The following is a 13534-nucleotide window of genomic DNA, read 5'->3' as shown; positions in this document are numbered from 1 at the left end:
ATGGGCATGGCACGCAGAGCGATCAGGGAAAGACTGGAGCAGCTTGAAGCGCGCAGACAGGTGCTAGTCGCGCGGCTCGCAAAACAGGAACGGGCTCGCGACACCAGGCGCAAGATCCTGCTCGGCGCGCTGGTGCTGCAACGGCTGCACACCAACAGCAAGGCGGAATTCTCGCAGCATCTGGGCGAATGGCTGAGGGCTGAACTGCCGGGCTTCCTCATCCGTGACGGCGACAGAGAACTGTTCGACGACATTCTGGCCCCAGCACCTATGCCCAGAGAAATCAGCGAGAGGAGCCCAGAATGACGTTGACCGCCGAGCAGCCCAACCGTGCCGCTTTGTGTTTTGCTTGCCTCTGGTGTAACACCGGCCCATACCATACGTCTGATTTGTCGATCGTTTCCACCTGACTCGCGGATGATATTACCGCCATGATGAAATCATCTCTCGATCATATGCCGCCACGCAAACAGCGCGAACTCGCACGCGTTGTCGAGGTCCTGCACGAGGAGTTCGAGGACGCGCTGAAGGAGGGAACCGCCGACTTCAAGAAGCGCGGCCGCATCCTGAAGATCATCCTCTTCGGCTCCTACGCCAAGGGTGGCTGGGTCGACGAGCCCTTCACCATGAAGGGCTACCGCTCGGATTTCGACCTGCTGATCATCGTCAACAATCGCAAGCTCTGCGACTACGCCGAATACTGGCACAAGGCCGCCGATCGGCTGATGCGCGATCCAGCCATCGAAACGCCGGTCAGCTTCATCGTGCATTCCCGTCGCGAGGTGAACACCTACCTCAAGGAGGGGCAGTATTTCTTCTCCGACATCCGCAAGGAAGGCGTCATCCTGTACGAGCTCGATGATGAGCCGTTGGCGGAGCCGCAGAAGATGACGCCCGAGGAACGGTTGAGGTTGGCGGTAGAGCATTTTCAAGCGAAGCTGTCTTTTGCGGATGGCTTGCTTGACGGCTTCCAGTTTCATCTGAGCAAGAAGCGCTACAGTCACGCTGCTTTTGAGCTTCACCAAGCGATCGAGCAGGCCTACGCGTGCATTCTTCTGACGCTCACGAACTACGGGCCACCATCGCACAACATCAAATTCCTCCGCTCGCTCGCGGAGGAACAAGATCGCCGACTGGCGGAAGCATTTCCACGCGACCAGCATCGAGAACGGGCGTGGTTCAACACGCTGAACGAAGCCTATGTGAAAGCACGCTATTCCGAGCATTTTGAAATCAGCGCAGAAGCGCTGGCTTGGCTAGGCGCGCAGACGGCCGTGCTGTTGAGCATTGTGAAGCAAGTATGCGAGGGTCATATCGAACAGCTCCAGGCACAACTCGGGGATGTCTGCAGGTAGCGTGAACACAGCTGAAATTGGACACTACGTCTCAGGGCCGATGTGGAACCGCATTGCTCCTGGCCAACATAGCCGGTATCTTTGGCGAAGAGATGCATCGATCAAAGCGATACGGACGCTTGGCCAGAGGCTATCATGTTTCAGACGGAGAGCCTGGAAGGCTGCAAAGCGATATGGGTTGGGCGACGGCAGTGGGCAAAGATTGCACCACTCTCGCCGGGCAAGTCGAGGCCCCAGGTCGGACCGGCTCGGATATCTTAGCCTTGATCTCTTCGCTTGTGCGTCTGTTCATTTTTGTTCTCCCCTATCTTCCTGTGTTGGCGCCCCGATAGGCGGGGCCGTTCAGAAGCCGGCAGCGGATGGTCCGCAGAGAAAAAATCCCGGGATAGTTGAATTTCTGTTTCGACGGACGTTGCGACCTCGGCCGCTTTCCATACTAATCTCACCGGTGTGGGAGTCTCGTTCTTCGCGAAACGCGGACCGGCATTCAAGACTCGAACGATATGAATCGACTTACGGAATTTTCGTCAGTGAACCCTTTGCGAAGAATTTGGCAGAGCCTTGCGATTACGTCGTCGCCGAGAGGGTCAGCGAGCCGTTTTGTTGATCTAGCGCCCACCGGCGATGCTGACCAAACGGGAATATATTTTAGGGCGCTCGAATACGCGACCAGCAATCCGGAAGTGCTCAACATCGCGCTCACGGGCCCTTACGGCTCGGGAAAAAGCAGCGTGATCAAATCGTTTCTTTCCCGTTACACCGGAACGGCGTTGCAGCTGTCGCTGGCATCATTTTTGCACGATGGTGAAGTTCCGGGTATGCGCGTCAGCAAGCAGGAGATTGAACGCAGTATTCTGCAGCAAATCCTCTACGGGGCAGATGCGAACCGACTGCCACTATCCCGTTTCAAGCGAATACAGACCCCAAAAAAATGGTCGCCCCTTAATTCGCTGTTTGTATCGATCGCAGTTTTCTGCCTCTGGTACCTGTTCAGCAAGCAGGCTGATTTGCTCTCGGGCAACTACTTCAAGCCGTTTCAAGCGTCCAATTGGTTCAACTTCTTCTGCTTTGCGATTGGCTCAATCTTCGTCTGGCGGATGATCCACAGCGTTTACATAAAGAGTTTCGGCTTTTCACTGAAAAGCATCTCGCTGAAAGATATCCAGATCGCCCCCCATGCCGCGGACGAAGAGTCTATTCTCAACAGGCACCTGGATGAAATCCTCTATTTCTTCCAATCGACAAAATACGATCTGGTGGTCATCGAGGATCTTGATCGGTTCGAAAATCCCGACATCTTCGTCACCCTTCGCGAAATCAATGGCCTCATCAACGCGAATGCGGGGATCCACCGACGAGTCAGGTTCCTGTATGCTCTTCGGGACGACATCTTCGTCAATACCGATCGAACGAAGTTCTTCGAATTCATCGTGCCGGTAATCCCGATTATCAACCATTCAAACTCCATCGACAAGGTCCTCGAACACGGCCAGCGGGTCAGCCTCGACGCCCGGATCGACCGGCGTTTCATCCGTGACGTGTCGCGCTATCTCAGCGATCTCAGATTGATCGCCAATATCTTCAACGAGTATGTCATCTACTCGTCCAATCTTAAGGCGGACCAAGACAATGTGCTTGATCCCAACAAGCTGCTGGCCGTGCTGATCTACAAGAATGTCATTCCGAAGGATTTCGCAGCGCTGCACCGCCAAGAAGGCGCGCTGTCGAAGGTCCTGAGCCGATACGAAGAATATATTTCAAAGATCGAAACCGGAATTCGGTCCGAACTTACCTCGACCCAAGCGGAGCGCGAAGAAGTCGAGAAACATTCGCTCCGTGATCAAAAGGAACTCTGCCAAGTTTATGCGATGGCGATTATCGAGCGTGCGCAGCCGTACACAACGGCAGTCTCGGTTGCCAACTCAAACGTGCCGTTCACACAGCTTGCTCGTTATCCCGATCTGCAAAGAATTCTGGCGCGCGACACAATCACGGCCCTGCATGTAAATGGGCAGCGACTGGCAATCGATATCAAAGGAGTTGAGGCGGACGTCGATCCGACAAAGACATTTGCAGAGCGCAAGATCGAGGTCGAGCGCAAGTCCATAAAATATCTAGCAGGGCTAGAGAAAAGGACCCAAGAGCTAAAAACCCAACTCGCCTCGCTTCGAACGCGAAAATTCAATGAAGTCGTCAGGGAGAGCGCGAGCGTGATCGAGGAGGTCTTCGCAGAGGTCGGCGAGAACAGCGATCTTCTAAAATTCCTGATCCTGGAAGGATATCTCGACGACACCTACTACCAGTACATCTCACTATTCCACAGCGGGCGCCTGTCGCCAAACGACAACAAATTCCTGATCCAAATCCGTAGCTACAACAATCCCAGCCCGGACTTTCAGATCGACAACGCTCAGGAAGTCGTGGCTTCCATGCGGGAGGAAGATTTTGGCCACCACTACGTCTTAAACAGATTTGTCATTGATCAGCTGTTGGCTGATTCTCAGAAATACACGCTGCAAATTGCGGCCGCTATTCAGTTTATTGCCAATCATTTCGAGAAGTGTGCAGACTTCTTTTCGAGCTATTACGAAAGAGGAGTGCAAGTTGATCGCTTGGTTTCGACGCTTGCCGTTAGATGGCAGGCCTTCGCGGGCGTCGCCCTCGATGGTCCGCAGAGCGCGGCGCACGCGGCTCGTATTCTTGCCTACGCACCTGCGCAAATCTTCGAGGATGCCTCGTATCCCGGCCGTGAGGCCTTGATCGACTATGTCTCCGTCAACACTCTCCAACTCCTCAACCAGCGCGTCGAATTCGATCCGCGCCGGCTGGTCGATCTTGGCGCGCAAGTCGAAAATCTCGCCGATATTGGCGGTCACGAAGATCTGGTCTCGCTTGCAGCATCTGAAGGACTTTATCGGATCTCTATCGCCAACCTTCGATACATCATGGAGCATGTGGTCCGTTGGCGAAGTCTGGCCGATCTGGAGACACGACACTATTCAACGCTCCTGGAGGCAAACAGTATCGCGGTTCTGGCGCATATCGACCGAGGCTTTGACGTCTATCTGCGGGAGGTTTTGCTAAAGCTTGATCACAATACGGCTGAGGATTTGCCATGTATAGTGAATGTGATTGCTCGCCAAGAGGTAGATCAGGATCTACGCCGGGCGTTTCTCGAGATGCAAGCGGCTGTCTTTCCGTCGTTCGAGAGTGTTCCCCCCGGTTTCCACGGCACTTTGCTGACGAACGGGAAGATTGAGCCGACCTGGGCCAATTGCGTCTCCTTCATGGTCAGTGAAGCTTACAGCTCGGATCTGCTGACCGCGTATCTGCAGAGGGACGATACCAGAACTGCCCTCACTCTACAGCCAATGCCTGGCGATGATAGCGCACGCGTACTCTGCCATTTCCTGGTGGGCAATGAGACGTTTTCGCGTGATGTCTATAGAGTTTATGTCCGAATGCTTCCCAAGCGCTTTCCAGGGTTTCCTGACGTCAGCCCGAGCAAGATGAAGGTCTTGATCGAGGAGGACAAGATCGAATTTTCCGCCGAAAATGTCGAACACCTGGAGAGTGAGGATCTCAAAGTCCTGTTTGTTGCCCTGAATTTCGGTGCATATCTGGCTGATCCAAACAAGTATGCGATTGACGATCCGTTTCGGCACAAACTCTTGATTTCGGCAATCACCGACGCCCAGAAACTGCACGTGATCGCAGATATTGATCCCGGCTTCGTCGCCAGGAACGCGCCCGTTGCGTCAGTGATCGGTCCAATACTGGATCGCTCGAGCATCCGGCCAGACGATTTCGGGCCACAAGTAGTGCAAGCCGTCATCATGAATGCTCGGCCGGAAGCGCTGCAAATATCGCTGCTGAACAAGCTCCATGGTGCGCTGTCTGTGGCGGAAGTGCGCGATCTGCTCCGCGTCCTTCCAGAGCCGTACTGCGATATAGCCAGTTTCGGGAAATTTCCGCGGATCGACGATAGCGAGGCTAATCAGCAGCTCGCTTCATGGCTAAAGGAACGGAGCCTGATATCATCCTTTGCCCCCGCGTTGTTCGGCGGCATACGGATCAACACCTTCAGAAAGCCAACCTAACAGTCAGAATGCGGTCCGAAGACAAACGTCGAAGTCTCAGCAACCTTTGCTGTTGGTTTCCGCGCGGAACTGAGCCGGTTTTGGAGTGAACCCCTCGGGCTGGACCACGAGACCTGGAAAAACTGATACACTCTGCGGGCCTCAATCGGAGAAGGCTCATGAAGTCCCGAGGTCCATATCGACGGCATTCGACGCCGTTCAAATTGCAGCTTTGCCAGGATATTCGGAACGGCGTCATCGGACGGCGGGACGCACAGCGCACGTACGGCGTTTCGGCTAACCTCATCCAGCTATGGCTGACGCAGTTCGATCGCGGCGAACTGAACGACGAGGAGGCTGAGGCCAGCGTTATTGCTGAATACGAGGCCCACATTGCGGCGCTGGAACGTAAGGTCGGCCAGCTCACAATGGAGCTGGACCTGGTTAAAAAAACTCCGCGTCAGCCGATCGCCGGCGACAGCGGGAAGTCCTCCATCATCACCGGTCCCCGGCCTGTTCTATCCGACGGGGGTGTAAAGTGACCGATCTCCCGAGGAGCACTTACTATTACCGATCGACGACAAAGGCTTTGAATCTCGGCGACAGCGAGCTCGTTGCAATCATCGAGGACATCCAGGACGAGCTGCCTTGCTATGGATACCGACGCGTCACGCATGAGCTTCAGCGAAGAGGCCACCTCGTCAATCACAAGCGGGTCGCCCGCGTCATGCGTGCCAATGGCCTCGGGATCAAGCCTCGCAAGCGGTATGTTCGCACGACGGATAGCAACCACGGTTCGCCGATCTACCCAAACCTCTATCGCAACGTGATCCCGGCGCGACCCGATATGGTCTGGGTGGCAGACTTCACTTAACATCCGCATCGCCGTCGGCTTCTGCTATCTTGCCGTCATTCTCGACGCTTGCAGCCGGAAAGTCGTCGGCTATGGCCTGTCGAAACGACTGGATACGCCGCTGGCGCTGGCCGCACTACATTCGGCCATCGAGAACAGAAAGCCTCCGCCTGGCTGCATTCACCACACGGACCGCGGATGCCAATACGCAAGTGAGACCTTTCGACGAGCGCTCGATGCCGCCGGCCTGCAGGGTTCCATGAGCGCCGTCGGTAACCCGTACCATAATGCGCAGGCAGAGAGCTTTATGAAGACCCTGAAAGTAGAAGACATCTATCCTGCCGGCTACGAAACCTTCGCGGACGTCGCCGAGCGATTGCCCAGGTTCATCGAAGAAGTCTACAATGCCAAACGGTTGCACTCGGCCCTTGGCTACATGTCGCCAGCAGAATTTGAAACCCAACTCGCCCAGCAGGCGGCTTAGTTTGAAGCGCCTCGTGGTCCAGCCCGAGGGGTTCACTCCATAACCGGCTCAGTTCCGCGCGGAAACCAACACTTTGCCATACTGTCCCATTGCGCAGAACCTAGTTCTGCATCTGGCTAGGGATTTTTAACGAAATCTGTTTTCCGCCCCCACTTTTGGGGATCGGGTTTTCCCCGGAAACTGCGCCACCTCTGGAAAATGGATCGGTATCCAGAGGGTTCCTGTAGGCGCGAAACCCTTCCAAAACCTCTCGAATGCTACGTAAAATAATGCCAAAAACACAATCTCCGCCTCCGCGGTTAGGCTGTTGTATTCGACCTGAACCGCACGCAAGCGGCTGCCCTCCTCGTCGTATGTGGCGAGATACGGCCGCAGATGTTCGGCGGGCAACACACGCACCTCAGCAGGTCTGGCTTAGCCAAACACGTGGACCTCTCGCAAAGGGCTGACCCAGCAGTGAAATCGCAACGCTATATGGAATGACATGGCCCGAAAGCCCCCGTGTTGTTGTCAACTGAATGCTAGCTGTGTCGCGCAGCCAACACCGACTCACAAATTTGCTAGTCCTAAAACCCTGTGTTCTCTGCTTCAAATCGATATCTTTCGAACTTTCGCATTTGGGTTTTAGCTTTTACGCTCAACCATCAGGCCGATAAACCGGATTTGGAGAAGGAGTGTCACATGGAAGACAACAAATTTTTCACTGCTGATGAAGTGGCCGACCGCTATCGCGGTAGCATCTCCGTCGGAACATTGAGAAACTGGAGGGCGATGCGCATCGGCCCCAGTTTCGTCAAGATCGGCAAGGCCGTTTTATACCCAGCAGATGAGCTTGACGCGTGGGACTTGAAGAACAAGGTCAAGTGCCGTGATCGGATAGGCCTAAAAGACGCTGGGAGATGATCGTGCTTGATCATTGCGGGTGGTGCCCCAAGCTGGGTTCCGGAAAGCGTTTGCCCAGGACGCTACCGCTTTGATCGCTTGGCGGACAGCGACTATCGCTTCAATGCGACACAATGGTTCGAGAAGAACGCACTTGAGTCTGGCATTCGTCAGAGGAGTCGACGCGCAAGGTCCGGTGGGAGGCGGTGGGCGCTGATCAACGTCATTTGCACTTCCGATATTTAAACACGTCAATCGGAGCGGCACTCTCCTACGGGCTTAAGAATCATCGCCACCCTCGAACGGAAAACAATCTTGTTGTGTTATGGACTGGCTTGACACCATCGCCCTCAAGCATTGTAGTTGACTTGGGGAGGTGTTGAGGCACAACGTTTGTTCACTCGTGACTCCAGTTGCGTGTCGCACGTATATCGCGACAGGTGTACTCCCAGGATCGTGCCCCACAGAATCATGTTACCTTACGTGCGTATCTGGAAGTGGGAAGGATCGACCGGAATGTTGCGGGACATCTAAAGAAATTCATTAGTTCCAGCCACCAATCCCATACCCCCGTTTCGCAAGAAACATCGATAGTGCATTGGCAGACAATAGCTATTTCCTTCGGCTGCTGTGGTTCACAACCATCCGAGCGGCGACCCGACACCGTCGCGCGCCGACATTGATATGACGCGCACGATCATCGACACGGCAAAGCCTCTGGGTATTACTGTCCATGACCACATCATCATCGGCAAGGACGGCCATGCGAGCCTCAAGGGCCTGCGGCTGATCTGACCCGCCCGATAAGGGGTGGTGCAGAATTGCCGCGTGAGGGCAAATTTCCGTCGCAGACAGGCGCAAATTTTCGTCGATAACGAAACGGTTAGATTGCCCTGATAGTTTCGCCATGGGACACATTGCAGTGCAGCATCCGGCACACGAATCAGGGACGAATATCATGAACCAATACGACTTTGTCGTCATCGGCAGCGGCCCGGCCGGGCGCCGCGCCGCCATCCAGGCTGCCAAGCTGGAAAAGAAGGTTCTGGTGATCGAGAAGGGAACGCGCGTCGGCGGTGTTTCCGTGCATACCGGTACCATTCCTTCCAAGACACTGCGCGAAACCGCGCTGAACCTCACCGGCTGGCGCGAGCGCGGCTTCTATGGCCGAAGCTACCGCGTCAAGCAGGAGATCAATGCCGACGATCTTCGCCGCCGCCTGTTGATCACCCTCGACCACGAAGTCGAAGTGCTCGAGCACCAGTTCGCGCGCAACCGCGTGCAGCAGATGCGCGGCACGGCGACCTTCGTCGATGCCAATACGATCGAAATCACCAAGGAAGACGGTGAAGTTCTGCGCGTGCAGACCAAGGCGGTTCTGCTTGCCGTCGGCACACGCCCGTTCCGCCCGTCGCATGTCCCGTTTGATGGCGTCAACATCATCGACAGCGACGAAATCCTGGAGATCAAGGAGTTGCCGCGCTCGATGGTAGTCATCGGCGCCGGCGTCATCGGCATCGAATATGCAACGATCTTCTCTGCGCTCGATACCGCCGTCACCGTGGTCGAGCCGCGCGACACCATGCTTGACTTCATCGACAAGGAAATCGTCGAGGACTTCACCTACCAGCTGCGCGACCGCAACATGAAGCTGATCTTCGGCCAGACGGTCGAGACGGTCGAAAAGCTCGACGGCAAGTGCCGCGTCACGTTGAAGAACGGCCGGGTGCTGATGGCCGAAATGGTGTTGTTTGCCGCCGGTCGTGTCGGGGCCACCGATACGCTGAACCTTGCTGCCTGCGGTCTCGAGGCCGACAATCGCGGGCGCCTGAAGGTCAATCCCGAAACATTCCAGACCGCCGTGCCAACCATCTATGCTGCTGGTGACGTTGTCGGTTTCCCGAGCCTTGCCTCGACATCCATGGAACAGGGCCGCATTGCGGCGCGCCATGCCGTCGGCGCCCCTTCGCAGGAGCCGCCACAGTTCTTTCCCTACGGCATCTACGCCGTGCCGGAAATTTCCACCTGCGGCCTGACCGAAGAGGAAGTGATCCAGCGGAACATTCCCTACGAATGCGGCATCGCCCATTTCCGCGAGACCTCGCGCGGCCATATCATGGGCCTCGACAGCGGCATGCTGAAGATGATCTTCTCGCTGAAGACGCGCCGGCTGCTCGGCGTTCATATCGTCGGCGAAGGCGCTACCGAACTGGTGCATATCGGCCAGGCCGTGCTCAACCTCAAAGGCACGGTCGAATATTTCGTCGAGAACACGTTCAACTACCCGACGCTTGCCGAAGCCTACAAGATCGCCGGTCTCGACGCCTGGAACCGCATGGGCGAACTGAAGGTCGAGAAAATCGAACGCAAGGCTGCCGAATAAGCAACCGGCGGTTTCTGCGCGCGCCCGCCCGGTTATCGGACAAAAACGGGCGCGCGTCCGAGGCGACTCATGCAAAGCTGTCGCCTCCCGGCCAGCGCGCAATTGAGCAGCGAGGGTCACTTCGGCATCCAGAGACACATTCATGTTTTCATCCCTCGGCCATATTGCCGGCCGGCCTCAGCTTCTCGTCCTCGCCCTGATGATCTTCGTCCAGGGTTCCGCCTATGGCTCGACCCTCCCCTATCTGTCGGTCACGGCAATCGGGGAACTCGGCATGAGCGAAAAGGCCTATTCGCTGCTGGTATTCGTCTCATCGCTTGCTGCCGTGACGATCAGCGTCTCGCTCGGCATCCTGTCCGACACGGTCGGCGATCGGCGGCAGATGATCATCGCCCTGTCCCTCATGGGCATCGCCGGCTACGGCGCGATTTTCCTCTTTCCGTCGATCCCGGTTTTCATCGGCGCTACGGCGCTGGTCATCCCGTTCTTCAATGCCGTTGCCTCGCTGATCTTCGTCAGCGCCAGGGCGGAGACAGCAGACTTCCCGCCGACGGAAGCCGCTTCGATCAATGCGACACTGCGCGCCTTCATATCCGCCGCATGGGTGATCATGCCGGCGGCGCTCGGACTGGCGCTTGCCGGTTCCGCCAGCATGCTCGGCGCCTGGGGTGTTGCCGGACTTTGCGCCCTGTTCATTTTCCTCTGCTCCGCCTTCCTGCTGAAAGGACAGCCGCCGCGTCCGGCCCAGAACAGAGCCAGCTCAGGGTTCTTCGCCGCACTGAAGGAACTCGGGGCGCCGATCATGCTTGCGCGCATGATCTCGATGGCTTCGATCACCGCAACCATCCGCCTTTCGGCTACCGTATGGCCGCTGATCCTGACACTGGAGCTCGGCGGAAAGACCTCAGATGTCGGCCTTATTGCCGGGATGACCGCACTGATCGAAATTCCCTTCATGCTGATCTGGGCGGGACTCCTGAAGCGTTTCAGCATCCTCTCCATCATTGTCGCGGCAGCCCTGCTCTATGGCTGCTACATGACCGCACTGTCCTTCGCCGCGGCACCTTGGCACATCTATGCGTTGTCGGTCCCGGGTGCCGCCGCAGCGGCCGCATTGCTCGCCATGCCGCTCAACTATTTCCAGGAGCTGTTCCCGGGCCGCCCAGGACTAGGCACCGCCTTCAACCCGATCAACTCCTTTCTTGGCAATGCGATCACCGCCGTCACCTTCGCCGCCGGCTCGCACTATCTCGGTTATTCCGGGACGATTCAGCTCGGTGTCGCACTGGCGCTGGCCGGTATCTCGATCCTGATCACCGTAGAGCGTGTTCTTCGATGATCAAAGCCCGCGGTCAGCTTGAAGGGCAAGAACGGTCGAATTATCCTTTCGGTTCGACCACCTCGCCACATCAATGGACATCATGAAGATCGTTTCTCTCAATATCTGGGGCGGGATGCTGCATGCGCAGCTGATGCGCTATCTACCAAGTATCAACGCCGACGTGCTTTGCCTGCAGGAGGTCGCACGCGCGCCCAATGCGCGGCATGAGTGGCTGACCTATCGCGACGGGGCGGTCGCGCTGCAGCAGCGTGCGCATCTGTTTGACGAAATCGCAGCCGTCCTGCCGGGCCACGACGGATTTTTCTGCCCGACCGCCAGGGGCGAGCTTCAGGATGGCCAACACACCTGCTGGCAGGAATTCGGCATTGCAACCTTCGTGCGCAAGGATATTCCTATCATCGGCCAGGCGCTGGATTTCATTCACGGCAGATTCTCGCCAAACGGTTTCGGTGACCATCCGCGTTCGCGCAACGCGCATGGGGTCACACTTTTCGACCACGCGACCGCGGCGCCGATCACCGTCGTCCATCTACACGGCCTGCGCGATCCCGCCGGCAAGCAGGATACGCCAGCGCGCGAGCGCCAGACCGAAGCGCTGACAAGCCTGATCACGCGGCTATGGCGACCCGGCCAGCGGCTTGTGGTCTGCGGCGATTTCAACGTGCTGCCAGACAGCCATGTGTTTGCAGCGCTCGGCCGGCTCGGGCTCACCGACCTGGTGGCCGGCCGCGGCTTCTCCGATACGCGCACCTCCCATTACACAAAAGACGGACGGTTCGCGGATTATATGCTGGTCACGGCGGATGTCGTCGTGACGGCATTCACGGTGGTCGCAGAACCGGAGGTTTCGGATCATCGGGCACTCCTGCTGGATATCGGCTGAGACACGCCGTGACAGGCTCCTGTTTCGGGATCGGAGACAGTCTGTCACCGCATCCCCTCTATGAGACACTGCGCCTTGATGCCATCTAGGCTGCAATCGCCATCACGAAAGCGCATCATCATGAAGAAAATCGGTTTTCTCTCCTTCGGCCACTGGTCGCCCTCGCCGCATTCAGGAACACGCTCGGCGTCAGACACCCTGCTGCAATCCATCGACCTTGCGGTCGCGGCCGAAGAACTGGGAGTCGACGGCGCCTATTTCCGCGTCCATCACTTCGCCCGTCAGCTCGCGTCGCCCTTCCCGCTGCTTGCCGCCGTCGGTGCCCGGACATCGAAAATCGAGATCGGTACGGGCGTCATCGACATGCGCTACGAGAACCCGCTCTACATGGCAGAAGATGCCGGTTCCGCCGACCTGATCTCGCGCGGACGCCTGCAGCTCGGCATCAGCCGCGGCTCGCCGGAGCAGGTGATCGAAGGCTGGCGCTATTTCGGCTACCAGCCGGAGGAAGGCCTGAGCGATGCCGATATGGGCCGCCGCCATGCCGAGGTCTTTCTGGACGTGCTGAAGGGGGAAGGTTTTGCCAAGCCCAATCCACGGCCGATGTTCCCCAATCCGCCCGGTCTGCTCAGGCTGGAGCCGCATTCGGAGGGCTTGCGCGAACGCATCTGGTGGGGCGCCGGTTCGAATGCCACTGCCGTCTGGGCCGCAAAGCTCGGCATGAACCTGCAAAGTTCGACCCTGAAGGACGACGAGACAGGTGAGCCGTTCCATATCCAGCAGGCCAAGCAGATCCGCGCCTATCGCGCGGCCTGGAAGGAAGCGGGCCACACGCGCGCGCCGCGCGTTTCCGTCAGCCGCTCGATCTTCGCCATCGTCAACGACATGGACCGCGCCTATTTCGGCCAGAACAAGGACCAGGATTCGATCGGCTATATCGACGAAAGCACAAGGGCGATCTTCGGCCGGTCCTATGCGGCGGAACCCGACAAGCTGATCGAGGAACTGAAGCGAGACGAGGCGATCGCCGAGGCCGATACCCTGCTGCTGACCGTCCCGAACCAGCTCGGCGTCGACTACAACGCCCACGTCCTCCAGTCGATCCTGACCCATGTCGCACCAAGCCTTGGCTGGCGATGAGATAAATCGGCAATTCGCTAAATAGCGTCACCACATAGGGTGACGCTGTCTTCCGGACGAAAACAAAAGCTTGCAAGCCGCCATAGGCCGCACGCTTACGAAGAATACAAAAGCAGAAAGGCCGCCCGAAAGG

At 57.3% G+C, this 13534-nt stretch carries 11 protein-coding genes and 1 pseudogene; all 12 read left to right on the top strand.

Annotated elements, in window-relative coordinates; all coding sequences use genetic code 11:
• The first annotated feature begins 6 nt into the window (after positions 1-6).
• Positions 7-306, top strand: coding sequence for a mobilization protein (locus IM739_RS11475; RefSeq protein WP_237367891.1), 300 nt, complete (start codon positions 7-9; stop codon positions 304-306).
• A gap of 125 nt (positions 307-431) precedes the next feature.
• The gene (locus IM739_RS11470; RefSeq protein ID WP_237367890.1) at positions 432-1355 is read left to right on the top strand and encodes a nucleotidyltransferase and HEPN domain-containing protein; all 924 of its coding nucleotides are present in this window, start codon (positions 432-434) and stop codon (positions 1353-1355) included.
• A gap of 503 nt (positions 1356-1858) precedes the next feature.
• Complete coding sequence (locus IM739_RS11465; RefSeq protein ID WP_237367889.1) at positions 1859-5455, top strand: YobI family P-loop NTPase; 3597 nt, start codon at positions 1859-1861, stop codon at positions 5453-5455.
• Positions 5456-5613: 158 nt separating this feature from the next.
• The gene (locus IM739_RS11460; protein ID WP_237367888.1) at positions 5614-5976 is read left to right on the top strand and encodes a transposase; all 363 of its coding nucleotides are present in this window, start codon (positions 5614-5616) and stop codon (positions 5974-5976) included.
• Positions 5973-6308 (top strand): IS3 family transposase, encoded by a 336-nt coding sequence (locus tag IM739_RS11455; protein ID WP_237367887.1) that lies wholly within the window; start codon positions 5973-5975, stop codon positions 6306-6308. Before IM739_RS11460 ends, IM739_RS11455 begins: the two co-directional genes overlap by 4 nt.
• Positions 6280-6771 carry an IS3 family transposase gene (locus IM739_RS11450; RefSeq protein WP_336886413.1) on the top strand — a complete coding sequence of 164 codons (492 nt, stop codon included), beginning with the start codon at positions 6280-6282 and terminating at the stop codon, positions 6769-6771. Before IM739_RS11455 ends, IM739_RS11450 begins: the two co-directional genes overlap by 29 nt.
• A gap of 681 nt (positions 6772-7452) precedes the next feature.
• Positions 7453-7674, top strand: a complete 222-nt coding sequence (locus tag IM739_RS11445; RefSeq protein WP_237367886.1) for a helix-turn-helix domain-containing protein — start codon at positions 7453-7455, stop codon at positions 7672-7674.
• Positions 7675-8283: 609 nt separating this feature from the next.
• A pseudogene (locus IM739_RS11440) lies at positions 8284-8448 on the top strand (JAB domain-containing protein); the annotation flags it as partial.
• Between the two features lie 163 nt (positions 8449-8611).
• Positions 8612-10036 (top strand): Si-specific NAD(P)(+) transhydrogenase, encoded by a 1425-nt coding sequence (gene sthA, locus IM739_RS11435; RefSeq protein WP_237367885.1) that lies wholly within the window; start codon positions 8612-8614, stop codon positions 10034-10036.
• Between the two features lie 142 nt (positions 10037-10178).
• Positions 10179-11375, top strand: a complete 1197-nt coding sequence (locus tag IM739_RS11430) for an MFS transporter (protein WP_237367884.1) — start codon at positions 10179-10181, stop codon at positions 11373-11375.
• A gap of 82 nt (positions 11376-11457) precedes the next feature.
• Positions 11458-12261 carry an endonuclease/exonuclease/phosphatase family protein gene (locus IM739_RS11425; RefSeq protein WP_237367883.1) on the top strand — a complete coding sequence of 268 codons (804 nt, stop codon included), beginning with the start codon at positions 11458-11460 and terminating at the stop codon, positions 12259-12261.
• A 120-nt stretch (positions 12262-12381) separates the two neighbouring features.
• Entirely contained in the window at positions 12382-13401 is a 1020-nt protein-coding gene (locus tag IM739_RS11420; RefSeq protein WP_237367882.1) for an LLM class flavin-dependent oxidoreductase, read from the top strand.
• Positions 13402-13534 lie beyond the last annotated feature (133 nt).

Source organism: Rhizobium sp. SL42 (genome assembly GCF_021729845.1).
Lineage (GTDB): Bacteria > Pseudomonadota > Alphaproteobacteria > Rhizobiales > Rhizobiaceae > Allorhizobium.
The sequence above is the reverse complement of the archived record's forward strand: the minus strand, read 5'-3'. Positions and strand labels throughout refer to the sequence as shown.

What these genes read in the sequence shown, in the direction of transcription:
- IM739_RS11460 (WP_237367888.1), top strand. Translation starts at nt 5,614, where the DNA reads ATGAAGTCCCGAGGTCCATATCGACGGCATTCGACGCCGTTCAAATTG.
- IM739_RS11470 (WP_237367890.1), top strand. Translation starts at nt 432, where the DNA reads ATGATGAAATCATCTCTCGATCATATGCCGCCACGCAAACAGCGCGAA.
- sthA (WP_237367885.1), top strand. Translation starts at nt 8,612, where the DNA reads ATGAACCAATACGACTTTGTCGTCATCGGCAGCGGCCCGGCCGGGCGC.
- IM739_RS11420 (WP_237367882.1), top strand. Translation starts at nt 12,382, where the DNA reads ATGAAGAAAATCGGTTTTCTCTCCTTCGGCCACTGGTCGCCCTCGCCG.
- IM739_RS11475 (WP_237367891.1), top strand. Translation starts at nt 7, where the DNA reads ATGGCACGCAGAGCGATCAGGGAAAGACTGGAGCAGCTTGAAGCGCGC.
- IM739_RS11465 (WP_237367889.1), top strand. Translation starts at nt 1,859, where the DNA reads ATGAATCGACTTACGGAATTTTCGTCAGTGAACCCTTTGCGAAGAATT.
- IM739_RS11430 (WP_237367884.1), top strand. Translation starts at nt 10,179, where the DNA reads ATGTTTTCATCCCTCGGCCATATTGCCGGCCGGCCTCAGCTTCTCGTC.
- IM739_RS11445 (WP_237367886.1), top strand. Translation starts at nt 7,453, where the DNA reads ATGGAAGACAACAAATTTTTCACTGCTGATGAAGTGGCCGACCGCTAT.
- IM739_RS11425 (WP_237367883.1), top strand. Translation starts at nt 11,458, where the DNA reads ATGAAGATCGTTTCTCTCAATATCTGGGGCGGGATGCTGCATGCGCAG.